27 protein-coding genes and 2 pseudogenes are annotated in these 26374 nt (G+C 27.6%); 7 read left to right on the top strand and 22 right to left on the bottom strand.

Annotated features, from left to right (window positions below; genetic code table 11):
- Positions 1-24: 24 nt before the first annotated feature.
- Positions 25-1164 carry an N-acetylglucosamine-6-phosphate deacetylase gene (nagA, locus tag IAA47_08655; GenBank protein ID MBU3843030.1) on the top strand — a complete coding sequence of 380 codons (1140 nt, stop codon included), beginning with the start codon at positions 25-27 and terminating at the stop codon, positions 1162-1164.
- Positions 1165-1473: 309 nt separating this feature from the next.
- On the opposite strand, the gene IAA47_08650 is transcribed toward nagA, so the two are convergent.
- Together IAA47_08650 and IAA47_08645 are read right to left on the bottom strand one after the other, a co-directional pair.
- The gene (locus tag IAA47_08650) at positions 1474-2451 is read right to left on the bottom strand and encodes a tyrosine-type recombinase/integrase (GenBank protein MBU3843029.1); all 978 of its coding nucleotides are present in this window, start codon (positions 2449-2451) and stop codon (positions 1474-1476) included.
- Between the two features lie 118 nt (positions 2452-2569).
- Positions 2570-3250: an rRNA pseudouridine synthase gene (locus IAA47_08645; protein MBU3843028.1), complete on the bottom strand. Its 681-nt coding sequence runs from the start codon at positions 3248-3250 to the stop codon at positions 2570-2572.
- 117 nt (positions 3251-3367) lie between these two features.
- On the opposite strand from IAA47_08645, the gene IAA47_08640 reads away from it, so the two are divergent.
- The gene (locus IAA47_08640) at positions 3368-3916 is read left to right on the top strand and encodes a hypothetical protein (GenBank protein MBU3843027.1); all 549 of its coding nucleotides are present in this window, start codon (positions 3368-3370) and stop codon (positions 3914-3916) included.
- A gap of 24 nt (positions 3917-3940) precedes the next feature.
- On the opposite strand, the gene IAA47_08635 is transcribed toward IAA47_08640, so the two are convergent.
- The 3 genes from IAA47_08635 to nfo form a co-directional block, all read right to left on the bottom strand.
- Complete coding sequence (locus IAA47_08635; protein MBU3843026.1) at positions 3941-4273, bottom strand: cupin domain-containing protein; 333 nt, start codon at positions 4271-4273, stop codon at positions 3941-3943.
- A 165-nt stretch (positions 4274-4438) separates the two neighbouring features.
- Positions 4439-4945 carry a nitroreductase family protein gene (locus tag IAA47_08630; GenBank protein MBU3843025.1) on the bottom strand — a complete coding sequence of 169 codons (507 nt, stop codon included), beginning with the start codon at positions 4943-4945 and terminating at the stop codon, positions 4439-4441.
- A gap of 16 nt (positions 4946-4961) precedes the next feature.
- Positions 4962-5843, bottom strand: a complete 882-nt coding sequence (nfo, locus tag IAA47_08625) for a deoxyribonuclease IV (GenBank protein MBU3843024.1) — start codon at positions 5841-5843, stop codon at positions 4962-4964.
- Positions 5844-6034: 191 nt separating this feature from the next.
- On the opposite strand from nfo, the pseudogene IAA47_08620 reads away from it, so the two are divergent.
- A pseudogene (locus IAA47_08620) lies at positions 6035-7114 on the top strand (Fic family protein).
- 165 nt (positions 7115-7279) lie between these two features.
- Here the strand turns inward: IAA47_08620 and IAA47_08615 are convergent.
- The 6 genes and pseudogenes from IAA47_08615 to IAA47_08590 all read right to left on the bottom strand — a co-directional run bounded on the left by IAA47_08615 (position 7280) and on the right by IAA47_08590 (position 12748).
- The gene (locus tag IAA47_08615; protein ID MBU3843023.1) at positions 7280-8185 is read right to left on the bottom strand and encodes an autotransporter outer membrane beta-barrel domain-containing protein; all 906 of its coding nucleotides are present in this window, start codon (positions 8183-8185) and stop codon (positions 7280-7282) included.
- Between the two features lie 9 nt (positions 8186-8194).
- Positions 8195-8902, bottom strand: coding sequence for a Bax inhibitor-1/YccA family protein (locus tag IAA47_08610; protein MBU3843022.1), 708 nt, complete (start codon positions 8900-8902; stop codon positions 8195-8197).
- 51 nt (positions 8903-8953) lie between these two features.
- Positions 8954-10126: an iron-containing alcohol dehydrogenase gene (locus tag IAA47_08605; GenBank protein MBU3843021.1), complete on the bottom strand. Its 1173-nt coding sequence runs from the start codon at positions 10124-10126 to the stop codon at positions 8954-8956.
- Between the two features lie 24 nt (positions 10127-10150).
- Positions 10151-11734, bottom strand: coding sequence for an FAD-dependent oxidoreductase (locus IAA47_08600; protein ID MBU3843020.1), 1584 nt, complete (start codon positions 11732-11734; stop codon positions 10151-10153).
- Positions 11735-11847: 113 nt separating this feature from the next.
- Positions 11848-12120 (bottom strand): HU family DNA-binding protein, encoded by a 273-nt coding sequence (locus IAA47_08595; protein MBU3843019.1) that lies wholly within the window; start codon positions 12118-12120, stop codon positions 11848-11850.
- A gap of 72 nt (positions 12121-12192) precedes the next feature.
- A pseudogene (locus IAA47_08590) lies at positions 12193-12748 on the bottom strand (tyrosine-type recombinase/integrase).
- A 256-nt stretch (positions 12749-13004) separates the two neighbouring features.
- Between IAA47_08590 and IAA47_08585 the strand changes: the two are divergent.
- Complete coding sequence (locus IAA47_08585; protein MBU3843018.1) at positions 13005-13946, top strand: FAD-dependent oxidoreductase; 942 nt, start codon at positions 13005-13007, stop codon at positions 13944-13946.
- A gap of 38 nt (positions 13947-13984) precedes the next feature.
- On the opposite strand, the gene IAA47_08580 is transcribed toward IAA47_08585, so the two are convergent.
- Complete coding sequence (locus IAA47_08580; protein MBU3843017.1) at positions 13985-14890, bottom strand: hypothetical protein; 906 nt, start codon at positions 14888-14890, stop codon at positions 13985-13987.
- Positions 14891-14995: 105 nt separating this feature from the next.
- Here IAA47_08580 and eutH point away from each other — a divergent pair, with 105 nt between their 5' ends.
- Positions 14996-16093, top strand: coding sequence for an ethanolamine utilization protein EutH (gene eutH, locus IAA47_08575; GenBank protein ID MBU3843016.1), 1098 nt, complete (start codon positions 14996-14998; stop codon positions 16091-16093).
- Between the two features lie 224 nt (positions 16094-16317).
- Here eutH and IAA47_08570 read toward each other — a convergent pair whose 3' ends face one another.
- Positions 16318-17004, bottom strand: a complete 687-nt coding sequence (locus tag IAA47_08570; protein MBU3843015.1) for a YjjG family noncanonical pyrimidine nucleotidase — start codon at positions 17002-17004, stop codon at positions 16318-16320.
- 95 nt (positions 17005-17099) lie between these two features.
- Here IAA47_08570 and IAA47_08565 point away from each other — a divergent pair, with 95 nt between their 5' ends.
- Complete coding sequence (locus tag IAA47_08565; protein ID MBU3843014.1) at positions 17100-18014, top strand: homoserine kinase; 915 nt, start codon at positions 17100-17102, stop codon at positions 18012-18014.
- Positions 18015-18061: 47 nt separating this feature from the next.
- Here IAA47_08565 and pcp read toward each other — a convergent pair whose 3' ends face one another.
- The 3 genes from pcp to IAA47_08550 are packed head-to-tail and all read right to left on the bottom strand — an operon-like array spanning position 18062 to position 20302.
- A complete protein-coding gene (pcp, locus tag IAA47_08560) occupies positions 18062-18703 on the bottom strand; it encodes a pyroglutamyl-peptidase I (protein ID MBU3843013.1) in 642 nt (213 codons plus the stop codon).
- Between the two features lie 17 nt (positions 18704-18720).
- Positions 18721-19635: a DUF979 domain-containing protein gene (locus IAA47_08555; GenBank protein MBU3843012.1), complete on the bottom strand. Its 915-nt coding sequence runs from the start codon at positions 19633-19635 to the stop codon at positions 18721-18723.
- Positions 19628-20302 carry a DUF969 domain-containing protein gene (locus IAA47_08550; GenBank protein MBU3843011.1) on the bottom strand — a complete coding sequence of 225 codons (675 nt, stop codon included), beginning with the start codon at positions 20300-20302 and terminating at the stop codon, positions 19628-19630. The genes IAA47_08555 and IAA47_08550 overlap by 8 nt, the downstream gene beginning before the upstream one ends.
- Positions 20303-20505: 203 nt before the next feature.
- On the opposite strand from IAA47_08550, the gene IAA47_08545 reads away from it, so the two are divergent.
- On the top strand, positions 20506-21468 hold the full coding sequence (locus tag IAA47_08545) for a hypothetical protein (GenBank protein ID MBU3843010.1): 963 nt from the start codon (positions 20506-20508) through the stop codon (positions 21466-21468).
- Between the two features lie 44 nt (positions 21469-21512).
- Here the strand turns inward: IAA47_08545 and queF are convergent, their stop codons facing one another.
- The 6 genes from queF to IAA47_08515 all read right to left on the bottom strand — a co-directional run bounded on the left by queF (position 21513) and on the right by IAA47_08515 (position 26269).
- Positions 21513-21995: a preQ(1) synthase gene (queF, locus tag IAA47_08540; GenBank protein ID MBU3843009.1), complete on the bottom strand. Its 483-nt coding sequence runs from the start codon at positions 21993-21995 to the stop codon at positions 21513-21515.
- A complete protein-coding gene (gene queC, locus IAA47_08535) occupies positions 21995-22693 on the bottom strand; it encodes a 7-cyano-7-deazaguanine synthase QueC (protein MBU3843008.1) in 699 nt (232 codons plus the stop codon). The genes queF and queC overlap by 1 nt, the downstream gene beginning before the upstream one ends.
- A 13-nt stretch (positions 22694-22706) precedes the next feature.
- On the bottom strand, positions 22707-23282 hold the full coding sequence (gene folE, locus IAA47_08530; protein MBU3843007.1) for a GTP cyclohydrolase I FolE: 576 nt from the start codon (positions 23280-23282) through the stop codon (positions 22707-22709).
- Positions 23282-23950: a putative 7-carboxy-7-deazaguanine synthase QueE gene (queE, locus tag IAA47_08525; protein ID MBU3843006.1), complete on the bottom strand. Its 669-nt coding sequence runs from the start codon at positions 23948-23950 to the stop codon at positions 23282-23284. Before queE ends, folE begins: the two co-directional genes overlap by 1 nt.
- Positions 23950-24378, bottom strand: a complete 429-nt coding sequence (locus tag IAA47_08520; GenBank protein ID MBU3843005.1) for a 6-carboxytetrahydropterin synthase — start codon at positions 24376-24378, stop codon at positions 23950-23952. The genes queE and IAA47_08520 overlap by 1 nt, the downstream gene beginning before the upstream one ends.
- A gap of 295 nt (positions 24379-24673) precedes the next feature.
- Positions 24674-26269: a CTP synthase gene (locus tag IAA47_08515; GenBank protein ID MBU3843004.1), complete on the bottom strand. Its 1596-nt coding sequence runs from the start codon at positions 26267-26269 to the stop codon at positions 24674-24676.
- Positions 26270-26374: the final 105 nt, after the last annotated feature.

Genomic DNA, 26374 nt, shown 5'->3' with positions numbered 1-26374 from the left:
CCCTTATTTTAAAAAGGAGAAACTATGAAAAAGGCTATTATAAATGGAGAGTTATTTATAGGAAATAAGTTCTATAAAGAAAAAGTATTAATATTTGAAGATGATAAAATAGTTGATATATTAGATGAAGAGACATTTAAAAAAGATGGAACAAAGATAGAGACGATTGATGCTAATGGAAGCTATGTAACACCAGGATTTATAGATTTACAACTTAATGGATGTGGTGGAGTACTTTTTAACGATGATATAAGCAAAGAGACAATAGAAACAATGTATAAAACAAATTTAAAATCAGGGTGTACTTCATTTACCCCTACTCTTATTACAACAAGTGATGAGAATATTTTAAAAGCTATATCTCTAGTAGAAAATTTAGACAAAGAAAAATATGGTGTCATAGGATTGCATATAGAGGGACCATATATTAGTCTAGAAAAGAAAGGAATACATAATCCTAAATTTATAAGAGAAGCTGAAGACAAAATCATAGATAGAATTGTTGAATCTGGAAAAGAAAATGTAAGAATAATTACTTTAGCTCCAGAAAAAACAGATAAGAAATTTATTACTAAGCTACACAAAGCTGGAATTAACGTAGCTTTAGGTCATACAAATGGAACTTATGAAGAGTTAAAAGAGAAAGAAGGGTATGGAGTAACTCTAGCTACTCATCTGTATAATGGGATGTCTTCATTTAACCATAGAAACCCTGGTGCTGTTGGAGCAATTTTTGATAGCGATATTCATGCTGGAGTAATTGTCGATGGATTCCATTGCCACTATTCAGCAATTAAATCAGCTATAAAAATTATGGGAGAAAGATTATACTTAGTTACTGATGCTGTAGCTCCTGTGGGAACTAATATGGAATATTTCTATTTTGAAGGAAATAAAGTTTATTACAAAGATGGAAAATGCTTTGGAGAAGATGGAACTTTAGGTGGTTCTGCACTTACAATGGATGTTGGAGTTAAAAATTTAGTTAAATATTGTGATATAACTTTAGAAGAAGCCATCAGAATGGCAACTCTATATCCAGCTAAAGCTGTTAAGATAGATAATGAATATGGAAAGCTTCAACCTGGATATTTTGCTGATATAGTTTTTCTAGATAAACATTTAAATTTAAAAAAAGTTATTGCAAAGGGAATAGAGTATTAAAAATAGGGAGTGTTACTCCCTATTTTTAATACTTACAATCAATAAATTATTCGAAATAATTTTTATTTAACTAAATTTAATAACACAACCAAATATAATTAAAATTTATATTTGGTTTGGTTAGTTGTTAAATAATTATTTTTGTTTTTATTATTTTTATAAAACGTAATATATTCTTAAATTTTTTTATTTTATTTTAAATAATATAAATTATAACAATGAAATTAAATAATTATTTTCTACAATTTTATATATGAATTTTATAATTAAAATTATCGTTTCTTTATTTTTTATTATTTAACCATTAATTTATATTTTCTCTAAATCTGGAAGTTTTTCTAAAACTCTTTTTTCCAGTACTGATTTAGCATTAATATAAACTTCTGTAACTCTTGTATCAGAATGACCTAAGAAATCTCTTATTTCTAATATATCTGCCCCATTCAAAGATAACTCGGTTGCTACAGCATGACGAATATTATGAGGACTGATATCTTTTCCTATTATCTTTCCAAAATTTTGTATTATATCATATAATGTTCTATATGCTAATTTTGTATTTTTTTCAATTGAACTATTAAATATATACTGCTCTTCTATATCATTATCAGAAATAGAAAAAAACTGTTGTTTATATCTTTTATATTCCAATAATTTTTCAACAAGAGTTGGATATATAGATTTATATTGTTCTTTTCCACTCTTTGTTTCTTCGAGCTTTATAAAGTAGCTTCCCTCTCTATTAAGAAGATGTTTAAATTTTAAATTTATAAGTTCTGAACTTCTCATTCCAGTATAGAAAAGAGTATATAAGATAGTTATATTTCTATATTCTTTTTCACCGTTTATTTTATAATGTCCTATAATATTTTTTATATCTTCTGCTGACAATTTCAAAACATTGTCAATATTTCTTGATACTTTAAATAATTCGACATATCTAAAGGGATTGGGAAATCCATTTTTTTCCATCTCTTTATACAAAGATTTTAATGCGGATATAATTTTATTAATAGATGTTTTTTTCATTTTTCTATCCTCTATTAAATGTGTTAAATAATCTTCAATATCCTGCTTCTCTATATCTTTCATTAAATCTATAAGTTCATCACTTCTAATATCTTCACCTTCATATATATATTGTAAAAAATCTTTAAGATAAAAGAGATAATCTTTTATTGTCTTTTGAGAACGATATATTTCAAAGATACTTTTTCTATTCTCTTTTTCTCTTTTTTTTCTTCGTGGAGTATCTAATCTCGTTTCTCCTCTTTTTATAATATCCATAACCTCTCCTTAAAAGTCCTATTATATTTTTTATAAAATATAAACTTTTTAAAAGAAATAAAAATGTTTTTAAGTAAAACTATGACTGATTTTAATATTTTTTCTTCTTTTCAAAAAATTATATAATATCTTCTAACTCAATTTCTATAACTTCACCCAACTCCATATTTCTTAATTCTAATTTACCAAAAGTTAATCTCTTTAAATAGATAACTTTATTATTTACCGCTTCTAACATTTTTTTCACTTGATGAAACTTCCCCTCTCTAATTATAAGCTCTATCTCTTTTTCACCAACAATTTTAGCTTTTGCTGGTTGAGTGATATATCCTCCTATATCTACTCCATTTTCAAGTTTTTTAATCTCCTCTTCTCCTATCTCCTTTTCCAATTTTGCATAATAAGTTTTATCTACATGTTTTTTAGGTGAAAGAAGTGAATGAGCTAATTTACCATCATTGGTAAACAATAACAATCCTTCTGTATCCTTATCTAATCTTCCAACTGGGGCTAAATCTTTTTTTATAACCCACTCTGGTAATAATTCCATTACAGTTTTCTCCTTTGGATCTTCTGTAGCAGTAATATATCCAGCTTTTTTATTCATTATATAATATCTAAATTCTTTATACTCTAATTTATTCCCTGCATACTCTATTATATCACTATTTTCCTTTATATTAGTTTGTGGATTTTTTACAATAACTCCATTTACTTGTATTTTTCCATTATCCAAAAGTTTCTTTACCTCTCTTCTACTTCCTAAACCACACTCTGTTAAAAATTTATCTAATCTCATTTTATCCTCCAAAAATTATTCTTTCTTTAATAGTACCATATATTACACTAACTTTCAAATTTACTTTTATAAAAGTAAATGTTATAATTTAAATATAAAATAAAAAAGGAGTAATATATGCTAGATTTTAAAAAGATAGATGATATGATTGAGTTAATAGAAGATAATATAATTCCCGAAGAATATTCAAATAACGAGTTTTTTATAGAATTTTTTAAAGCTGTTCAAGTAATCCCTTTATCTAAGTATTTGAGAACAAAGGGAAAAGATAGTAAACTTCCTAAAATAATGAACTCTAAAAAAGCTGGAGAAATTTTAATAGATACATACAAGGACGAGGAAATAAGGTTATATCTTAAAAGAAAAGGATATTCTGAAATACCACAATTAGACTATAAGTCTATAATGTTACTTAGAAAAACTGATTTATATAGTAATTGGAATAAAATAATCTCATTCTTAGAAGGAAAAGGTACAGTTGGTGAAATTAACCAATCTACTAGAAAAGCACTATTGCCTCAGGAGATAGAGATGTTAGAAAATTATATTAAGACTAATCTTTCTATTGATGAAAAAGAGTTGAACTGGTTACTAAATAAGCTGAAAAAAGCTGAACAAGATAAAGCTGTAGGAAAAGCATTAAAAAAACTAATAAATAATTTATAGGAAGAGAAAATCTCTTCCTATTTTTTACATCACTATAGTAAGTAACATTTTGAATTTTTCTAATGCATGAACTGAATGTGGTTCTTTTGCTGGCATAAGAATATAATCCCCTTCTTTAAGAATATGTTCTTTGCCACCTAAAATAATTTTTCCTTCCCCTTCTAAACAAGTAACAAAAGCGTCTCCATTAGCTGTATGAGTAGGAATCTCCTTTCCTTTATCAAAAGAAAAAAGAATCATAGTTACACCTTGATTTTTAGCAAGTATTAATTGCTCAATTGAATTTTCCTTATACTCTATTTGTGACTTTAGAGAAACTGATTTAGATCTTTCTATATTTTTTATAATACCGTCCATATTTATTTACCTCCAAACTAAACTATCTTTTACTTGAGAATATAATATCATAATTTTATATTCTTTTCAGTAACATATGTTACAAATAATTTAATTTAAAAGAAGCTGCTATACAAAATATAAAAAGAGTTACTATAGCTTTGCCTATAATAACTCTTTTTTATTTTACCATTTATTAAAATGTACCTTAGTCATATCCATATCTTTTTCTGTATATGCTGGTCTCTCTTCAGCTGGATATTCTAACGATATCATATTACTTATATGAATATCTTCTGGGATATTTAATATCTCTCTGATATTTTCATGACAAGTTTTACCATTAGTTCCGATTTTTCCTTTAGTTTGTAACCAACAAGATCCTAATCCCAATTCATGAGCTTTTAACTGAATAATAGTGCTTGCTATACAAGCATCATCTTCTCCTGTTGGATATTCGTGATATAATGTTACTATCATTAGAGGTGCATTTTCTGCAAATTGAGCTCCGCTCTCTTTAGAATGAGCTAACTTCTTAATAATTTCTTTATCATCAACAACTACAAACTCATATGGTCTCCCATTTCTTCCACTTGGAGATACAACAGCTGTTTTCATCAATTGCTCAATAACTTCTTTTTCCACTTTTCTGTCTTGATATTTTCTAATACTTCTTCTTGTTAAAAAATCCATATTAAAGCCTCCCTTATTATTTAATCAAGCTATATAAATATTCTATTTCCTCTTTCCAAATAGTATCATCGATAGTTTCTAAAATTATGGGAATATTATCAAATCTTTTATCATTCATAAATCTAATAAAAAATTCTTCACCTAAAACTCCTTTTCCTATACTGTCATGCCTATCCTTTTTACTTCCAGTATCAAATTTTGAGTCATTTAAGTGAATTCCTCTAAGATATTTAAATCCTATCTCTTTCTCAAACTCCTCCATAGTTTTATTGTATCCATCTTCATCTTTTAACTCATATCCTCCTGCCAAAGTATGACAAGTATCTAAACAAACTCCTATTCTGCTTTTATCCTCTATTTTATCTATAATCTTACCTATATGCGAAAATTTATAACCCATATTAGAACCTTGTCCTGCTGTATTTTCTAGTACAACAACTACATCTTTTGTTACAGCTAAAGCCTTATTTATGGAGTCAGCTATATTTTCTATACACTTTTCTTCACTTATTTCGTTAATATGACTTCCAGGATGAGTATTAAGATATTTTAGTCCTAATTGTTCACACCTTCTTATTTCATCAATAAAAGCATTTAAAGATTTTTCCCTTTTCTCTAAATCTTCAGCTCCTAAATTAATAAGATAACTATCATGAGGTAATATATATTCTGGAGAATATCCATATTTTTTTAGATTATTTTTAAACTCCATTATATCCTCTTCTGTCAAGGGCTTTGCTTCCCATCTTCTCTGATTTTTAGTAAATAGTGCAAATGCTCTTGCTCCTATTTTATTAGCATTTATTGGAGCATTAAATACACCACCAGTTGTAGATACGTGAGCTCCAATCCACTTGTTTTTTACTCTATCTTCTCTTGTTTCAACTTTCTTTTCCATAACCACTCCTTTATCTTATACTAATTATATCATAAATTGGAGCAGAGAGGAATATTAATTTTTAATCTATTCTAAAAGTTCTAATTAGATGATGGATTAAAGTTAATTAGGTAATTTAACTTTTTGATATTATTTTGCTATAAAGTATAGTATAATATAACAATAAATATAATATAGGAGATTTTTATAAAATGGTTCAATATGAAAGTTTAGAAAAATTACATTTTAAAGGAGAAAATGTAGTTGAAGAATATCAAAAAAGAATTGAGAATTGTTGTACTTATAATACCGAATTAAAAATTTATCCTATATTAAGAGGAGAAAGAGTAATAAAAGAGCAATATTCTTTATTCTGTTTACCTATAAACGAAATTAATCTTCTACAAGAAAAAATATTTTTGAAAAGAAAACTACTCGTTACTCTGGTATTGTTAATAAATACACTCAGATTATATTAAATAATATTGAAAATATTGATTCTCCAGAACAGATAAGAAAAATGTATGATGATATATTCTCAGAGGATATTTTAAAAAATCCAGAAAATAAATTAGATGGAACTTTATTTAGAAAAGGAAGAATAAATGTTTCAAATGGAGCTAGTAATATACATAGTGGAGACCCTTCAGAAGAAACTATAGTAGAACATATTAATGACTTAATTAAGTTTATGAATAGAAAGGATATCCCATCTTTATTGAAAGCTTCTATTGTTCATTATTATTTTGAGTATATCCATCCGTTCTATGATGGAAATGGAAGATTTGGAAGATTTCTTTTCTCTATGTATTTAGCAAGAAAAGTAGATATTTATACAGGTTTATCTCTTTCTTATTCAATATTTGAAGATAGAAAAAATATGCTGAACTTTTCTTAAATACTTCAAAAGTAAAAAATTATGGAGAAGTAACATTCTTTGTAATTGGAATGTTAAATTTTATTGTTAATGGTCAAAAAAGTATTATACAGATGCTTAAGGATAAGATATTAAAACTTAATTATGCAAAAAAATATATAGAAAATATAGAAAGCTCTCATAATCTTTCAAAAGTTGAATGTAATATATTGTTCATATATATTCAAAACTATATTTTTGCCAAAGAAAATCCATTACCTGATAAAGAGCTACTGAAATATGTAAAAGAGATAAAAAGTATTCAAACTTTAAGACGTCATTTAGATAATTTAGTAACGTTAGATTTGATTACTTTAAACTCAAAAAAACTCTAACAAGAATTATTAGTAATACACTTAAAGAAATATTGGATTAATAATAAATACGTAAAATCTTCAGTAAATTACTACTGAGGATTTTTTTATTATAAGTAGTTAGATAACAATTTCAAAAAATAAAAAAAGAAAAGCCACCTAGTCCATATAGGTAGCTTCCCAAGGGTTGTTAAAATTATTATAACAAATTAATATATTTTTGTCAATTAGAAGTTATGTGAAAGAGTAAAGGTAAACATATCATAATAATAATTTTTATTTAAAAAACTACTATATCCTAAGCTAACTAAAAAATCAGGATCAACATAATATCCAAGTTTAATATTAAATACTCCTGTCTCTCTTCCTACTTCCAATCCTTTTATTTTGCTTCCATCATTAATTTTAATTTCTTTTCTTTCAGAAAAATCATAATTCCATTCTCCAGATGTAGTAAGTAAAAACTTTTCTCCAAGCTCTTGAGCATATGTTATTCCAATAGCTCCACTTCCTACTCTATCTTCGTTATCTTTAATATCATTATGAGCCTTCATTGTATATTGGTTCCAATCAAAAGCTAAATATGGATAGACAATACTCTTTTCTCCTAAAGAGTACATATAGCCTCCCTCTACTCCTAGAGAGTAATCTTTTGTTCTATATCTATAATCTTCGTAGCTATTTTTACTTTCACTATACCCAGCTTTCCCTATAAATAACCAATTATCAATATTTTGTCCAATATAGTAATCAATTCCATAAGTTCTAATTTTTCCATCTTCATTATGATAATCTACTTTTGATTTTAAATATCCAAATCCTACTCCGATATATGTATTAGGGTTAGAGATTAGATTACTATTTGTTCCCATCATAAATCCCTTTGTCTTAACATCATATTCAGATAAATCATTATCATATTTATTTTCTATCTCACCAATATACTCTAAATATTGATTACTATTACTATACCCAGATCTTTCAAATTTTTTAAATATTATATTCTTTCTGAATTGTTCTTTACCTCTATTTGATAATATTTTACTATGTATCTCTCCCATATTATTAAAATTTTCTTTTGCAAGTAGGAGAGAAGAGGTTAATAAAAAAATGATTCCAAAATACTTTTTCATAACTTACACCTAATCTCTTTTCTTTCCAAAAATTCTTAATAAATACAGGAATAGATTAATAAAATCTAGATATAAATTCAAAGCTCCAATTATACCTAATTTTTTCATTGTTTCCTCATCATTACCAACCATATCAGAAGCAATACCTTTTATTCTATTAATATCAAAAGCTATTAGTGCTGAAAATATTACAACTCCTAATATAGTCCCTATCCAATATAGCATTGGTGCTTTCACAAAAAAATTAATTAATGAAATTATAATAATAGTTATTAATCCTGTAGTTAAGAAATTTCCATATTTTGTTAAATCTTCTTTTGTGGTATAACCATATATTCCAATTACTACAAACATAATAATCGTAACCGCTAAAGTATATAGTATAGATACTGGTTGAAAAATAAAAGTTAAGCTTGAAAGTAGTATTCCATTCATTAGTGCATATATATAAAATAAAAGTCTAGCAGTACCAGATGACATCTTTTTCAAACCTAAAGTTAATACAAAAACTAAAACTATTTCTCCTAAAGCTACAATATTTAAATATTTAGCTAAAGTATACATCAAACCTTGATTAATAAAAAATACATAGATAGGAACCAATGTAGTCACTAATAGTCCTCCTATCATATTTAACATCACTTTTCTTACAAAAGTATTACTTACTTCTGTGCTTATATTTGTTACATTTTTTCCAAAATAATCATTGTAACTCATAATATCAGCTCCCTATATTTAATAATTATTTTTTATATCTTTTAATTTTTTTCATAAAGCCATTTTATAAATAGCTAAAACATCTTCCTTATATAATTTTTTCATGGTTCCAATAGCTCCAAACATTGTAGCTTGCTCTGCCATTTTTTCTAATTTACTATCATCAATTCCTACTTCTCTTAAAGTTTGAGGAATATTTAAAGAGTTAAAGAATTCTCTAGTTTTATCTATAGCTTTATTTGCTATCTCCATATTATCATGTCCGTGTATCTTCCATACGTTTCTTCCATATTCCACAAATCTATGTACATTATCCTCTGATAAAACATATTTCATCCAATATGGTGTAAGTATTCCAAGTCCAACTCCATGAGTAATATCATAAAAAGCACTTAGCTCATGTTCCATTCTATGAGTTGCCCAATCAGTTTCCACTTTTCCATAAGATACCATACCATTTAGAGCAAGAGAACTTGTCCACATAAGATTTGCTCTAGCTTCATAGTTATCTAGTTCATTATAAGCTATTGGTCCATACTCAATAACTGTTTTCATCATAGCTTCCATCATACGATTTTGTAAATACCCTTCGTGGTCAGGAGTAAAGTATTGTTCAAATAGATGGCTTAATATATCTACTATTCCAGCAGCTGTATGATATTTATTTACAGTAAAAGTATATTCTGGATCTAAAATAGAAAATACTGGTCTTAATATATCATGCCCTATTGATAATTTTTGATTAGTATGCATATTTGAAATAACACTATTTCCATTCATTTCACTTCCAGTAGCAGCAAGGGTAAGAATAGAAGCTATTGGTAAAGTAGAAGTTAATGTATCTAACTTTTGTTCTACATATAAATCTTGCCAAACATCTCCACAATAGTTAGCTTGTGCTGCAATAGCCTTTGAACAATCTATAACACTTCCACCACCCATTGCAATTATAAGATTTATTCCCACTTTTCTACATAACTCTGCACCTTGATATACAGAATCTATTCTCGGATTAGGATCTATATTTGGAAGTTCATAGATATGTATTCCAGCATCTTTTAAACTATTTACCACTATATCAAAAAGTCCGCTCTTTTTAACACTACCTTTACCATAAACCAATAAAACTTTATCTCCATATTTTTTTGCTTCTTTTCCTACCTCTTTAACTTTTCCTTTTCCAAAAAGAACTTTTGTAGGAATATTGTAATTAAAATTTTTCATATTAATCCCTCCCTATTTTTTATATTAAGCTTTTATCCTAGTGAAAGCTAAATCAACAATTTTTACACCATCTACACCAGCACTAGTTATTCCACCAGCATATCCAGCTCCCTCTCCTATTGGATAAAGTCCTTGAACATTGATAGACATTCCTGTTATATCCCTTACTATTCTTACAGGAGCAGAAGTTCTTGTCTCTGGAGCTATAAGGTTAGCATTTGGTGATATAAACATAGGATTTTTACTCCAATATTGAAAAGCAGATTTCATATTATCAACTATTACTTCTGGGAAAAACTCATTTAGATTATATGATGTTTTTTTCATTTCATAACTACTCTCTATCTCATAGCTAGTCTTTCTATTTCCTATAAAATCTAAAACTCCTTGATATAAAGCTCCATACCCTTGTCCCAATTCATAAGTTTTTCTCTCTAATTTTTCTTGAAACTCCATACCAGCAAACAGATGACTTCCAAAGTCATTCTCCTTAACTCCTACAACAATAGCTGAGTTAGAAAATCTTCCATCTCTTTGAGAATAGCTCATTCCATTGACTAATGAAGTATTAAGCTCTGATGAAGCATTTACTATAACTCCTCCTGGGCACATACAGAAAGAAAAGACTCCTCTTTCCTCTGCCCTGTTATTATATGTTACACTATAAGTTGCTGATCCTAAAAGTTCATTATCGGCAAATTTACCATACTGCATTCTATCTATATCACATCTAGGATGTTCAATTCTAGCTCCTATAGCAAAAGGCTTACTTTCCATATGCACTCCATTTTTATGTAACATTCTATAGGTATCTCTTGCTGAATGCCCAATAGCTAATATTACAGATTTAAAGGGATGAAATTCAAGTTCTCCAACTGAGTTTATTATATCGATTCCAGTTACTTTTCCATCCTTTATATGTAAATTCTCAAGCTTATGGTTAAAAAAGAATTTCCCACCTAATGATTTTATTTTCTCTCTCATATTTTTAACAACAACTTTTAAAATGTCGGTTCCAACATGTGGTTTATAATCCCATAATATATTTGAGGGAGCTCCACATTCAACTAAAGTTTCAAATATTTTATCCATATATTCACTCTTTATTCTTGTATTCAATTTTCCATCAGAATATGTTCCAGCTCCACCTTCTCCAAACTGTATATTAGAATTTGGATTTAAAATAGAGTTTTTAACAAAGTTCTCTGTTGTAATATCTCTTTTATCTACCTCTTCTCCTCTTTCAAACACAATAGGAGTAAATCCATATTCAGCCAATCTAAGAGCAGCAAAAAGACCAGCAGGTCCAGCTCCAATTATTGCTACCTCTTTTTCTATTGAACTAATTGGCTCTCTATTTACCTTTTCTACATCTTTAGCTAAAGATATATTATTTAAAGTTGTAATATCAATTGGTTTATTCAATTCTACCTCTAAATTATATATCAACTTAATATCTGTTTTCTTTCTACTATCAATAGATCTTTTACTCCAGATAATACTTTTTATATTATTTCTCTTTACTCCCCTTTTTTCTATCTCTTTTATTATCTCTTTCTCTTGATCTTTTCCTAATGAAATAATAATATTATTAATACTTACTCTCAAAATTTCACCTCTATAACTGATTAAATATCATCCCCCTATTTTATATGTAGAATTATATCACAAATTAAAAAAATACTAAAGAAAAAACCTGTAAAATACAGGTTTTTTGAAAACTATTTAATTTTATCAGCCAATATTTTTCCAGTTTTAAACTTAACTATTTTTTTAGGCTCGATCTTTATAATTTCTTTTGTTCTAGGATTTCTTACATCTCTACCAGCTCTCTCTACTATCTCCCATTTTCCCCAACCAACAAAAGAAACCTCTTCTCCTTTAACTAAAGCCTCTTCCACACTTGCAAGAAAAAGATTGATACCTTTTTCAGCTTCTTTTTTAGTTAAATTTCCTTTTTCAGCATATAAATCTATAAATTCTTTCTTTGTCATTGTAATCCCTCCTATTGATGTTCTTTTGTTAATATTATATATACTATCAAAATTTAATTTTGTAAATAGATTTTAGAAAATAATTTTAAATCTTTCTGATGCTAAATTTACCTCTTCATCTGTAATACCTAAATATCTTTGAGTTATAGCAATTGAAGAGTGATTTAAAAGTTTTCTCACTAGTTCTATATTACATTGATTATTTATATATTGTAAGTGAGCATATGTTTTTCTAAAACTATGGGTAGATATATCTCTCATTCCTAATATTTGAGCTATAATCTGTATATATCTTTGTACCCATCTTACCTTTATATCAAATAAATTCTCTTCATTTTCTAACTCTCTTACTAAACAATATTCCTCTATTTTTTGAACTAACTCTCTATTTATCTTTCTATTTTGTATTTTTCCTGTTTTTTGCTCCTTTAAATATAGAAAATTATTATTAAAATTTCTTTTCTTTAATCTTAAAACATCTCCTACTCTCAATCCAGTATTCAGTTGAATTAAAAATATTAAATAAATCTGTTTGTTTGCTCTAATTTTTATTTTTTCATCACTATATCCATTTTTACATAAAAAAAATTTCTCTTAACTCCTCTTCTGTTAATGTTCTAGTTATCATTTTTCCTCCTTTTTATATAATAAAAACTTTAAAAGTTTATAATTTATATTATACTATGAAATAAATACTTTTACAAAAGTTTTTTTATTTTTTTAATAATATAAATAATATAAGTTTAATAAAAAATATTGTTATTGTTAAATTAAAAGTATTATCTTTAAATATTTATGATAAAATTAGTTGACTTTTCTTACTTAAAATCTTATAATCAATATACATTTAGTTATGACAAAAAAATTAGTATGGAAGTGAGAAAATGAATAAAATATATGATATGATTATAATAGGTGCTGGTCCAGCTGGACTTACAGCCGGTATCTATGGTGGAAGAGCCAAATTAAATACACTAATAATTGAAAAATCTATTCCTGGAGGTCAAATAACTGTTACCAATGAAGTTGTAAATTATCCTGGAATAATTGAAACAACTGGAGCTAAGTATGCTGAAAATCTAAAACAACAAGCTTTAAATTTTGGTGTTGAATTTCTTAGTGATGAAGTTATTGACTTAGATTTAAGTAATGACATAAAAATTATAAAAACTAAATCTAATGAATACCACGCTTTTACTGTTGTAATTGCTACAGGAGCTACTCCTAGAAAAGTTGGATTTATAGGAGAAAAAGAGTATGAGGGAAGAGGAGTTGCTTACTGTGCTACTTGTGATGGGGAATTTTTTACAGATATGGATGTATTTGTAATAGGAGCTGGTTATGCTGCTGCTGAAGAAGCTATATTTTTAACAAAATTTGCTAGAAAGGTAACAATAATTGCTAGAGAGCCAGAATTTACTTGTGCTAAATCAATAGCTGATAAAGTTTTAACTCATCCTAAAATAGAGGTAAAATTTAATACTGAAATCTTAGAGATGAGTGGAGATTTTTTACCTAGAAGTGCTAAATTTAAAAATAACTGTACCGGTGAAATAACAGAGTATCAAGCAAGTACTGATGAAACGTTTGGTACTTTCGTTTTTATAGGTTATGCTCCACAAAGTCAACTATTTAAAGGAAAAGTTGAAATTGATGAAGCTGGATTTATTCCTACAGATAAAAATTTAATGAGTGACGTCAATGGAGTTTTTGTTGCTGGCGATATTAGACCTAAAAATTTAAGACAGATAGTTACAGCAGTAGCTGATGGAGCTGAGGTAGCACACAATATTGAAAAATATCTAGAGCATCTTAAAAAAAATTAAATATCTAGACTATTAAATATCTAGACTATAAGTTAAGTTTAAAAACTTAACTTATAGTCTATTGAAAATGTTATTCTTGAGTCATCTTTAGTTGAATTATCCCATTTTTCATAAGCATCTTTATTTACCTGATATATTAAATCTAATGAAAGATCTGTATACTCAACTCCTGCTCCTATACCATAGTACATCCCACTTTGATTTTTTCTTTCTAAATACTCTTCATTTTCTTCATACTCCCCAATAGCATATCCTAAATTTAATTTCAAATACTTGCTACTATCCTCATCACTAGAAAGTCTATACTTTCCAGTTGCATATATTGGAGTATGACTCCATATATCAGAATTTTTATTTTCATATTGTGAATTATCGTATTCACTATTTTTATAAGCAACTCCTAAACCAAATTCAAGATTATCTATAATTTTATCTGAAGTTATCTCCTTTGCTGTAATCTGTCCACCGTATATATCTTCACTTTTATCAGAAAAACTATATTTATCTAATTTATTTTTTATATCTATTAAAAAATCTGGTTGTTGAATCATATCACTTTCTTTTGATATTATACTATTCTCTTTATTTTCCACATTATTTTCTGGAAGAGGGGAATTTTTAGCCATATTTATAATTTGAATCAATTGTTCTTCAGATATTAGAGGTACACTATTTTTCTCTATTACCTCTTTAACTTCATCACCGTTCTCAATATATTCTATTTTATTCTCCTCTTTTAATTCACACCCTTCATTGAGTCTACTATTTTCATATTTTATTGAATTATCTCTAGATTTTTTTTCAATTCTTTTCATACCTTTATCTTGATTAATATTTTCTATCTCGATTATTGAAATATTTTCCAACGGAGTAATTTCTCTAAACTCTCCATATAGAATATTAGTCATACACACTATACTAAAAAACAAAACACTTTTTACCATATTCCCACCCACTGTGATTTAGTATATATTCCTTTAATTTGATTATAGCATTTTTTTAGAAAATATTATATAATAAATAGGATTATTTTTTAAGAGGATTGATTTATGAGTATTAATAAGATAATTATCTATATTATGGTATTTTTTATGTTTGTAGGGGCTATAGACCGAATATTTGGAAATAGATTTGGATATGGAAAAAGATTTGAAGATGGTATGATGACAATGGGAACTCTTGCTCTAGCTATGCTTGGAATCATCTCCTTTTCTCCAGTTATCTCATCATTTTTAAAACCAATAATTTCTCCTTTTTACAGAATTATTGGAGCAGACCCGGCTATGTTTGCTGGAACAATACTTGCTAGTGATATGGGTGGGTATATATTATCTCAAGAGTTAGCCTCAACTCATGATAGTGCTATGTTCTCTGGTCTATTTTTGAGTGCTACTATGGGAACAACTTTATCTTTTTCTATTCCAGTAGCTTTAGGAATAATTGAGAAAGAAGATGAAAAATATTTATCTAAAGGAATATTAGCTGGGATCTCTACTATTCCATTAGGATGTTTGATAGGAGGAATTGTAGCTGGATTTTCAATAAAAATTCTTCTTTTAGATTTAATTCCAATTATAGCTTTTACAATTTTCATATGTTGGGCACTATTAAAATTTCCAAAGGGAGTTGCAAAAGGGTTTTTTATTTTTGGAAAATTTATGTTCATACTTACTACTATTGGATTAGCTCTACAAATTTTAGAGACTTTAACAGGGGTTGTTTTAGTCAAAAATATGTTGCCTATAATGGATGGAATAAAAACAGTTGGAAGCATAGCAATAACTTTAGCTGGAGCTTTCCCTATGCTATATTTTGTTACAACAGTATTTACAAAGCCGCTTACTTCTATAGGGAAAATGTTTAGAGTAAACGAAAAGTCAACAGCTGGTTTTATTGCATGTTTAGCACATAATATTCCTATGTTCAATATTTTAAAAGATATGGATGAAAGAGGAAAATTGTTAAATATAGCCTTTTCTGTAAGTGGAGCTTTTGTGCTTGGAAGTCATTTAGGATTTACAGCTGGAATAGATAAAAATTTAGTTTTTCCTGTTATTATTACTAAAATTGTTGGTGGAATATCAGCGATGTTTGTGGCTAATTATATATATAATAAGGAGTTCAGAAACAAAAAACATCTGAATTAATATATTTATTGATTAAAGAATAAGCAAATTGAGATTATAAAATTGGCAAATAATTTAAATATACATTGACAATTCCATAAGAGTATGATAGTATAATTATGTAGAACAATGACAGTTTGTTTCTAATACCCATAAGTTCACGAAAGTGAACAAAACCCATATGACCCTAACTTACCCAAGGTTAGGGTTTCCCTATTTTTTGGAGAAAATAAGGGATAGCTATGCTACCCCAAAATAATTTTTTCTAATTCCATTAAATCTTTAATAATAAAATCCTTTTTTATAGCCTTGTCATCTTTTATCCCTTTAGGATTGTACCAGCATGTCTTAATTCCCGCGATATTTCCTCCTTGAATATCAGCTGATATAGAATCCCCTATTATCAACACTCTCTCTGGAGATATTACATTAGCTTTTTCAAAAACTGTTTCAAAAAATCTAATATCCGGTTTATTATATCCAATCTCTTCTGAAATAAATAAATATTTGAAATATTTTTTTAAGTCAACTTTTCTTAATCTGTTATATTGTATATCCTTTCCACCATTAGATGCTACTGCTAAATCTACTTTACCATATAGAATTTTACAAATTTCAACAGCATTTTTTATAAGATAAGCTCCCTCTCCAAGTCTACTTCTATATTTTGTATTAAATTCAATCGGTTCTCCTTTTAGATTAAATTTTTTAAAAAATCTATCAAATCTTATAAAAGCTAGCTCTTCTTTATTAATTAAACCTTCTTCTAATTGTTTCCAACATTCAACATTTATTTGATGATATACATTCAACATCTCTTCATTGTAAGGAAATCCATACTCTCTACAAGTATCTTCTAAAGCTATTTTTTCTGTCATATCAAAATCTAATAGAGTACCATCAATATCAAATAAAACTAAATCATAATTCATCTCTTTTCTCCTTAAATAAAACTATTTTTTATTTTATTATAGCATAGTTCTCTTAAAAATGTTAAGATATAACTGGGATAAATCTAGGAGGAATAATGGCAGTATATACAAATTTAGATAAAAATGATGTAATTAATATATTAAATAACTACGGAATCTCTTTTAAAACTTTCAAAAAAATAGAAAGTGGTATTCTTAATACTAATTACTATATTGAAAGCTTTGATAAAAAGTTTGTATTGAGAGTATTTGAAGGAAAAAGAGGTATTTTTGAAGAAAATCAAGAATTAGAACTCTTATTAAATTTAAAAAATATTATTCCTTGTTGTACTCCGGTAAAAACTATTCTTGGAAAAAATTATGTAGTTTATAAAAATAGGATGATAGCTCTATTCTATTTTATAGAAGGAGAGCCTCTGAAAATTTTCAATGCAAATTGCCTTTATGAGATTGGTAAATATCTTGGAAAATTCCATAGTTTTTCATTAAATCAAGAGTTAAATAGAAAATCAAGAATTGACTTACAATTTTATTATAATAAAATTAACTTTAACAAACTAAATATATCTTTAGGAGAAAAGAGAAAAATTCTTAAAACATATGATGAGATTAAAAATTTTGACTTCTCTCTTCTTCCAAGAGGAATAGTTCACAATGATATTTTCCCAGATAATGTTCTTATAAAAAATAACCATATAGTTGGTATTTTAGATTTTAATGAGGCACAAAGTGGAGCTCTCATATTTGATATTGCTATTGTAATTAATTATTGGATAAAAATATATAAATTTCCTAAAAATGAAGAGGAGTATCATATTTCTCTTTTTCTAAAGGAATATGAAAAATATAGAAAATTAGAATTAGGAGAAAAGAGAGCCTTAGAGATAGCTATAAAAAAAGTAAATCTTACATTTATTTTATTGAGATTAAATAAATTCATTAACGAGAATTTGTCAGGAGTCTTAATTGAGAATAAAAGTTATTCAGAGTTATTAACTCTTTTAGATTAAAATAAAAGGAGAAAGATTTAAAAAAATCCTCTCCTTTTAAGTTTTAACTAAAACTCTTTACCACCAGAAACTTTTATATCTGCTTCATAATTTTTTATCGCTTTTATTGAAGCTTCTAATCCTTTAGTTATAGTTTTTAAATCCATATATGGTGTATTCTTTTTATCTAATACTTGCTCTGTAATATAAGGAACATGGATAAATCCACCTTTTATATTTAAATTATTTTTATTGATGTAGTAAAGTAAAGAGTACATTATATGGTTACATACATAAGTTCCAGCAGTATTTGATACAGCAGCAGGAACACCAGCTTTTTTAACTTCCTCTACCATAGCTTTAATTGGTAAGTTTGTGAAGTATGCATTTTCTCCATCTTCAAAAACTTTTACATCAATAGGTTGATAACCTTCATTATCTGGTATTCTACCATCATCTAAGTTTATAGCTACTCTTTCTACGCAAAACTCATATCTTCCACCAGCTTGTCCTACACATATAACAACATCTGGTTTTACAGCATCTATATTTTCATATAATTTTTGAGCTGATTTTTTAAATACAGTTGGTATTTGTAATTTTATTACCTCTACTCCATCTATATTATCTGGTAATCCTTTTACAGCTTCCCAAGCTGGATTTATTTTTTCTCCTCCAAAAGGATCAAATCCTGTAATTAATAATTTCATTTTTACCTCCTAAATTTTTAAAAAGCTAACATATACATAAGTACTATGTGAATAAATAATAATATTATAGCTATTGGAGCTTGTACTAATATTATACCATTTTTATTTTCCATTTCAAGAATAGAAGCTGGAACAATATTAAAATTTGCTGCCATTGGTGTCATAAGAGTTCCACAATATCCAGCTGTAAGTCCCAAAGCTCCTACTATTGCTGGATTTCCTCCAAGATTAATAACAAATGGAACTCCAATTCCAGCAGTAATTACAGCAAAGGCTGCGAAGGCATTTCCCATTATCATAGTAAATACCGCCATAGCTATACAATATCCTACTACTCCAAATAATCTACTTCCATCAGGGATAATCCCACTCATTATTCCAGCTACAACCTCTCCTACTCCTGCTTTAGCAAATAGAGCTCCTAAAGCTCCTAAAAGTTGTGGTAGAATAACACTAGCTCCCATCTGTTGTAACATTCTTGATGAATCATAAGGTATATTTTTTACACTCTCTTTAGTTACTAACATAGTTAAAAGAAGAGAAACTAAAGCTCCTACTCCTAATCCTACAAGTCCACCCAATTTAGTAAATTGTGCAACTGAAAAAGCTACTACTCCAATAGATAGAGCTGGAATAAATATTTTATTTCCAACTTTTTCCTCTTGAGCTATTCTATACTCTTCACTACTATTTTGTAGACTTCCTAATCTTACACTCTTTGTAGCTGTAAGTGCTCCCATTACTAAAAGCAAAGCTCCTATTATTGCTGGATTTATATATGGTCCAACTATAAATATAACTCCAAATATTATCCAGAAAGCTGCCGTTCCAATTTTTTTAGGATTAGCATTATCAACTAGGGCATATATACCACATACAATCAAAATAATTCCACAAATTATATACATTATTTCAAGAAGTGTATTAACCATTAATATCACCTTTCTTCATTCTTACTTTTTTATCAAATATATAGTTTCTAATTCCAGCTAATACTATAGCTATTATTGCCATAGGAATACTAGCCTTGGCTATGTCATAAGCCTCTACTCCTGTTATTCCAGATTCTTTCAGCGTTCCTAGTATTAATAAAACTCCAGATGAAGCTATAAATACATTTTGTCCATAGAAATTCCCATAGTTTTCCATACTGTTAGCCAATCCTTTTAACTCTTCATCTAACTCTTTTGTAAGTTTACCTTCTCTTTCAGCAGCACCCTTAGCCATCGGATAAACTAGTGGTCTTATAAACTGAACATGTCCTCCTAATCTTAAAGACATCGCTCCTGCTATAGTTCTTATGATTACATATAGTGTCATAACCTTACCACAAGTAGCTCCATTTAGAGATGATATACATTTTGCTGCTCTCTCTCTTAATCCGTTTCTCTCCAATATACCTACAGTAGCTAGAGTTAAAAGTAAAAGCGTCATATATCTAGTTGATACAAAGGCACTTCCTAAAACACTTAAAATCTCCATAAAATCCATTGATGATACTAGACCTGTAGCTATTCCAGCAAGTAATACTACAGCAATAGTATCTAACTTTAAAGTAAATCCTACCAATATCAATAGGACACCAATTAATTTAAACATTACTATATCCTCCTACTATTTATATAATAAATTAATTTGCATTTATTATTATATAATAAAAATGGAAAATAGTAAATAAAATTGTAGTATTAAATTAGTTCTTTTATCCATAAAAAATAGACAATATTTATAAAAATTTAATTTCATTTTTTAAAAAAACGTGATAAAATATGTAGACAGATTTTAAATAAAAGGAAGAAAAAATGATAAATAATAAGATAAAGAAAATAGCCCTACTAACATATGAAAATTTTAATGAAGAGATTCAAAATATTTTACTTGATAGTGAAACTGAGTATTTAATATTTTTATATTTTACCTCTAATGCAAATAAGAATTTAAACCTATTAGAAAAAATTAAAAAATACTTTTTTAATCCTTCTAAAGATGAATATATGAAAAATGTACTCATTCTTTCTAAAAAAGAGTTTTTAGCAAATGATCTATTAGTAAGAGGAATTATCACACCTAATAATTTAGAAAACTTTGATTACTTTAATTTTATAAAGCTTTATGAGCAAAATAATGATTTAAATATTGATAAGTTTTTAATTGATAACAGAGATACTTTTAATTATAAGCTTGATCTTTATGATAAAAAATCTCCTTGGTTATATTATCAAAATAAAACTGGTATTCTAATAATAGATGAGAATACACATGATAAAATTTTAAAGAATTACCATAAGGTAAGATTTTTTATCCCTGAAATTGTTTTAGTTACTTTAGGTGGAACTGGAGATGAAAAATTAATAAAACTTCTAAAGCTTATTGGAGCAGATGCTCATATCACATTAGGGTTTATAAATAAATTAGCTATTCCATATACTAAGAGAACTGATGCCTACGTATATATAGAAGAGGAAAATTATGCTGAAATTGGAAGAAATTTTATAAATAAAATTCTTTTTAATCAGAGCTATCCAAATAATCTTATTGAGCTTAGAAATTTTCTTAAAATTCCAGAAAAGAATTTTGAAGCTGATATGACTTATGACGAGGAGAGAGAGATTAATAAAAAAGAGATTAAATACTACTCTCTTGTATTAGAGAGTGGATCATCTTTAAAAAATGAAGTTACTATAAATGAAGATACTTTAATTTTTAATAGTGGCTTACAAAAAAAATATACTCTTTCTAAGATTTCTAATTCTTCTATGTCATAATATTGAAAATATAAAAGGGAGTTTAAAAGCTCCCTTTTGATCTACTATCTATTATCTACTTTTTCTGGATACATATCATGGTTAGCTAATCTTGTCATAGCTATCTCTTCCCACTTAGTTCCTTTTTTTCCATAGTTACAATATGGATCTATTGAAATTCCACCTCTTGGAGTAAATTTTCCCCATACTTCTATATATTTAGGATCCATTAATTTTATTAGATCTTTCATTATAATATTTACACAATCTTCATGGAAATCTCCGTGATTACGGAAACTAAAAAGATATAGTTTTAATGATTTACTTTCAACCATTTTAATATTTGGAACATATGATATTATTATATTAGCAAAATCTGGTTGACCTGTAATAGGGCAAAGGCTTGTAAACTCTGGGCAATTAAATTTTACAAAATAATCATTATCTGGATGCTTATTATCAAATGTCTCTAAAATTTCAGGTGCATAATTATCTGGATATTTTATCCCTTGATTTCCTAATAGTGTTAAATCTTTTAAATCTCTCATTATTTATCTCCTCTTCTTATTTTTACTAATGGATCTATAGCTCCATTTATTTCAAAAGCTTTCTCTCTATCTATACAAGTTCCACACTTTCCACAAGAGTGTTCTTTTCCTTCATAACAACTCCATGTAAGTTCATACGGTAAATTTAATTCAAGTCCCTTTTTCACAATATCACTTTTATGCATATTTACAAATGGAGCTTCTATTCTTACTTCCTTTCCACTCCCTAGATAAATAGCTTGGTTCATAGCTTCATTAAATTCTGGACTACAATCTGGATAGGCATTTCCTGCTGAATCATCACTATGAGCTCCATAATATATAATTTGACAATTTTTAGAAAGAGCTATACTAGCTGCTGTAGATAAAAATAATCCATTTCTAAAAGGAACATAAGTAGAAATTCTCTCTCCATCACTCTCTTTTAATTGACTATCATAACTCCCTTGTGGGATATCCTCATCAGAGTGAGAAAGCAAAGAGCAATTACTAAATGAGAAAATTTTCCCTAAATTTATCTCTAATAATTCTACTTGATAATAATTTGCTACTTTTCTAGCTGATTCTAGTTCTTTTGTATGCTTTTGTCCATAAGAAGCTGATAGAGCCACAACATTATCTTTTCCATATTTATCTACTGCCATAGCTAGACATGTTGAACTATCTACTCCACCACTCAACAATACTAATACTCTCATATGTTTATCTCCTTTATAATCTACTAAACAATCTATTTTGTAACATATAGTTATTCTTAAACTCTCCCATAAATGTAGAGGTTTCTGTAAAACTGTTTGTTTTATTTATTCCTCTAGCTGTCATACATCCATGTTTTCCTTTAATTAAAACAGCTATATCCTTCGAGCCTATTATTTTACTTAAAATTTCTGCAATATCTCTTCCTATTCTTTCCTGTAGTTGTAATCTCTTTCCTACCATATCACATATTCTTGCAATCTTACTAAGTCCAATTACTCTATTTTTAGGAATATATGCTACTGTCACACTCATATCATACATCAAAGCTAAGTGATGTTCACAACAACTAAAAATCTCTATATCCTTAACTATAACCATATCTTGACTATCTAAAGTATCTGAAACTTCAAAACTTTTATTATACATATCAACTATCTCATCATTTGTATAATTCATACCTTGAAAAATTTCAGCATACATGTTAGCTACCCTTTTAGGTGTTTCTATAAGTCCTTCTCTATCTGGATCATCACCTAATGCTATGAGTATTCCTCTTATATGTTTTTCAATCGCTTCTTTATCTATCATTATACACCTTTACTTTCTGGATCCCATATAAATTTATGAAGTTGTAATTGTAGATTTACTCCATTTAATTTATTCTCTTTCATAAATTCCACTATCTCAACTGGGTCTATAGATCCAAATACTGGACTAAAATATACAGCACATTTTCCTATTAAATTATATTTTTCAATTATTTCCTTCGCTTTTCTCAAATCTTCTATAGTTCCAGCTACAAATTTTACTGTATCTTTATCTTCTAAATATTTAAAATTGTCCAAACACATAGTACCTTCCATTTTGCTACTTGGTAATTTATAATCCATAGTAAATGATGGTGGGTTTTCTAATTTAGAGAATTTTTCAAGAGGTATGCTTCCATTTGTTTCTATCTCTAAACTTAACTCTGGATTCTCTCCTATTTTCTTTAATAATGTTTCTACATTCTCATGTAAAAGAGGTTCTCCTCCAGTAAGAGTTATATTTTTTATTCCACTTTTTATTATTCTATCGTATATCTCATCTTCACTCATTAAAGTATATGGAGCATCATCACCATTAGCCCACATTGTATCACAGTAACTACAATGTAAATTACACTTTTGTAATCTCACAAAAATAGCTAGTTGTCCAGCTTTTCTTCCCTCACCATTAATACTCTCAAAAATTTCTACAACCTTAAAATTTGCCATTATCTGATCTCCTCACTATATGTAGCACAATTATTTGGTGTTTCATATACTATTACTTTTTTTACTGGGATATTTTTCTCTTTAAAATAATCAAAGATATATTTTGAGAAATTTTCTGCTGTTGGTCTAAAATCTACCTCAATAATTCTAAACCCATCTTCTTTTAAAGCATTTAATGTTATCTCTCTCATACTGTTTTTTTCTATAATAAAAGAGTGATCAAAATAATCAGCTAATTCTTTTAACATTCCCTTTATATCCCCAAAATCTATTAGCATTCCTCTCAAATGCCCCTCTTTTTTTAACTTATCTCCATATATCTCCATTTTTACTGTCCAACGATGTCCATGAATATTTTTACACTTTCCATTATATCCTAATAAAAAATGAGCACTATCAAAACTTGCTTCACTAATTAATGTATACATATAAACTTCCTCCATCATAACTTTAAAAATAAAAAAAGAAAAGTTACCCTTCTACTCTATAAACAAGCAATAAAAAAGGAACTTTTCTATTATTCAAAAAATTATAATAAAAAAAGAGCCCTAGTTTTGTTTATAGACAGGATGGTACAAATGAACTGTCTTTTTTTGTATTCTTTTTCACATAGTAACATATTTATTCTTTTTTGTCAAAAAATATTTAATTTTAAATTAATATTCTATATCAAAAAGGAAATTCTACTTATTCAAAAGTAAAATCTCCTTTTCTATACTTTTATTATTTTATTTTAGCACTAGCTTCTATAAATCCTTTGAATAATGGATGTGGATTATTTGGTCTTGTCTTAAATTCTGGATGGAATTGTCCAGCAATATAGAATGGATGAACATCTTTAGATAATTCTACTATCTCTACAAGGTTATTATCTGGAGATGTTCCAGAAACTTTCAATCCAGCTTTTTCTAACTCTTCTCTATATAGATTATTATACTCATATCTATGTCTATGTCTTTCACTTATCTCTTTAGAGCCATATAGTTCTTGAGCTAAAGTTCCATCTCCTAAAACACATGGATAAGCTCCCAATCTCATTGTTCCACCCATTTTTTCAATATATTTTTGATCTTCCATTATATGAATTACTGGATGAGTTGTATTTTCATCTAATTCACTTGAATTAGCATCAGCATATCCTAAAACATTTCTAGCAAATTCTACAACTGATAATTGCATACCTAAACATATTCCTAAGAAAGGGATTTTGTTTTCTCTAGCATATTTGATAGCTGCTATTTTTCCCTCTACTCCTCTATTACCAAATCCTCCAGGTACTAATATTCCTTGATATCCTTTTAAAGATTCTACATCTAGATTTTCAGCTTGTATATATTTTATTCTAGCTTTGTATCCTAATGAATAAGCAGCATGTTCTAATGATTCATTTATACTTATATACGCATCTTTTAATTCAACATATTTTCCTACTACAGCTATTTTTACTTCTGATTTAGGATTTTTAATATCATAAACTATTTTTTCCCATGGAGCTAAGTCAGCTTTTCTATTCTCTATACCTAGTTTTTTGCAAGTAACATTTGCTAAACCTTCTTTTTCCATAATTAAAGGAATTTCATAAATAGTACTAGCATCTTTAGCTTCTATTACAGCATCATAGTCTATATCACAGAACATAGCTAATTTTTTTCTTAATCCTTCATTTAAATCGTGCTCTGTTCTACAAACTAAAATATCTGGACGAATTCCTAAACTCATTAACTCTTTAACAGAGTGTTGTGCTGGTTTTGTTTTTAACTCTCCTGCTGCTTTTAGATATGGAACTAAAGCAACATGAATATACAATACATTTTCACGTCCTATATCATATTTAAATTGTCTGATAGATTCCAAAAACGGTGTTGATTCTATATCTCCTACTGTACCACCAATCTCTGTTATAACTATATCAGAGTTATTAACTTTTCCAGCTATCTCTATTTTTGATTTTATCTCATTAGTTATATGAGGAACTACTTGTACAGTTTTTCCAAGATACTCTCCATTTCTTTCTCTCTCTATAACTGTTTGATAGATTTTTCCAGTAGTTATATTATTATATTTTGTTAAATTTTCATCAATAAATCTCTCATAGTGTCCTAAGTCTAAATCTGTTTCAGCTCCATCATCTGTAACAAATACCTCTCCATGCTCATATGGATTCATTGTTCCCGGATCAACATTTATATATGGATCAAATTTTTGAATAGTTACATTATATCCTCTAGCTTTTAATAAATTTCCTAATGAGGCAGCAGTAATTCCCTTTCCAAGTGATGATACAACTCCTCCAGTGACAAAAATATATTTTGTATTCATTTAATAACCTCCTAAAAAATTTAATAAATAAAAAAAGGCGAAAAAAAAAATTCGCCTTGCTAGTTTTTTATTTTTTAAGAAAAGTTCTTTGTTTTCTTACTCATA

Source organism: Candidatus Fusobacterium pullicola (assembly GCA_018883725.1).
Classification (GTDB): domain Bacteria; phylum Fusobacteriota; class Fusobacteriia; order Fusobacteriales; family Fusobacteriaceae; genus Fusobacterium_A; species Fusobacterium_A pullicola.
The sequence above is the reverse complement of the archived record's forward strand: the minus strand, read 5'-3'. Positions and strand labels throughout refer to the sequence as shown.

Bases quoted from the DNA above. Each gene is read 5' to 3' on its own strand.
- IAA47_08595 (MBU3843019.1), bottom strand. From the start codon at position 12,120: ATGACAAAGAAAGAATTTATAGATTTATATGCTGAAAAAGGAAATTTA.
- IAA47_08515 (MBU3843004.1), bottom strand. From the start codon at position 26,269: ATGAATACAAAATATATTTTTGTCACTGGAGGAGTTGTATCATCACTT.
- IAA47_08555 (MBU3843012.1), bottom strand. From the start codon at position 19,635: ATGGTTAATACACTTCTTGAAATAATGTATATAATTTGTGGAATTATT.
- queF (MBU3843009.1), bottom strand. From the start codon at position 21,995: ATGAGAGATTTAAAAGATTTAACACTATTAGGAAATCAAGGGATAAAA.
- queC (MBU3843008.1), bottom strand. From the start codon at position 22,693: ATGAGAGTATTAGTATTGTTGAGTGGTGGAGTAGATAGTTCAACATGT.
- IAA47_08580 (MBU3843017.1), bottom strand. From the start codon at position 14,890: ATGGTAAAAAGTGTTTTGTTTTTTAGTATAGTGTGTATGACTAATATT.
- queE (MBU3843006.1), bottom strand. From the start codon at position 23,950: ATGGCAAATTTTAAGGTTGTAGAAATTTTTGAGAGTATTAATGGTGAG.
- IAA47_08650 (MBU3843029.1), bottom strand. From the start codon at position 2,451: ATGGATATTATAAAAAGAGGAGAAACGAGATTAGATACTCCACGAAGA.
- IAA47_08630 (MBU3843025.1), bottom strand. From the start codon at position 4,945: ATGGATTTTTTAACAAGAAGAAGTATTAGAAAATATCAAGACAGAAAA.
- IAA47_08605 (MBU3843021.1), bottom strand. From the start codon at position 10,126: ATGAAAAATTTTAATTACAATATTCCTACAAAAGTTCTTTTTGGAAAA.
- IAA47_08610 (MBU3843022.1), bottom strand. From the start codon at position 8,902: ATGAGTTACAATGATTATTTTGGAAAAAATGTAACAAATATAAGCACA.
- IAA47_08565 (MBU3843014.1), top strand. From the start codon at position 17,100: ATGGCAGTATATACAAATTTAGATAAAAATGATGTAATTAATATATTA.
- IAA47_08645 (MBU3843028.1), bottom strand. From the start codon at position 3,250: ATGAGATTAGATAAATTTTTAACAGAGTGTGGTTTAGGAAGTAGAAGA.
- nfo (MBU3843024.1), bottom strand. From the start codon at position 5,843: ATGGAAAAGAAAGTTGAAACAAGAGAAGATAGAGTAAAAAACAAGTGG.
- nagA (MBU3843030.1), top strand. From the start codon at position 25: ATGAAAAAGGCTATTATAAATGGAGAGTTATTTATAGGAAATAAGTTC.
- IAA47_08550 (MBU3843011.1), bottom strand. From the start codon at position 20,302: ATGTTTAAATTAATTGGTGTCCTATTGATATTGGTAGGATTTACTTTA.
- IAA47_08545 (MBU3843010.1), top strand. From the start codon at position 20,506: ATGATAAATAATAAGATAAAGAAAATAGCCCTACTAACATATGAAAAT.
- IAA47_08585 (MBU3843018.1), top strand. From the start codon at position 13,005: ATGAATAAAATATATGATATGATTATAATAGGTGCTGGTCCAGCTGGA.
- eutH (MBU3843016.1), top strand. From the start codon at position 14,996: ATGAGTATTAATAAGATAATTATCTATATTATGGTATTTTTTATGTTT.
- IAA47_08615 (MBU3843023.1), bottom strand. From the start codon at position 8,185: ATGAAAAAGTATTTTGGAATCATTTTTTTATTAACCTCTTCTCTCCTA.
- folE (MBU3843007.1), bottom strand. From the start codon at position 23,282: ATGATAGATAAAGAAGCGATTGAAAAACATATAAGAGGAATACTCATA.
- IAA47_08640 (MBU3843027.1), top strand. From the start codon at position 3,368: ATGCTAGATTTTAAAAAGATAGATGATATGATTGAGTTAATAGAAGAT.
- IAA47_08635 (MBU3843026.1), bottom strand. From the start codon at position 4,273: ATGGACGGTATTATAAAAAATATAGAAAGATCTAAATCAGTTTCTCTA.
- pcp (MBU3843013.1), bottom strand. From the start codon at position 18,703: ATGAAATTATTAATTACAGGATTTGATCCTTTTGGAGGAGAAAAAATA.
- IAA47_08570 (MBU3843015.1), bottom strand. From the start codon at position 17,004: ATGAATTATGATTTAGTTTTATTTGATATTGATGGTACTCTATTAGAT.
- IAA47_08520 (MBU3843005.1), bottom strand. From the start codon at position 24,378: ATGTATACATTAATTAGTGAAGCAAGTTTTGATAGTGCTCATTTTTTA.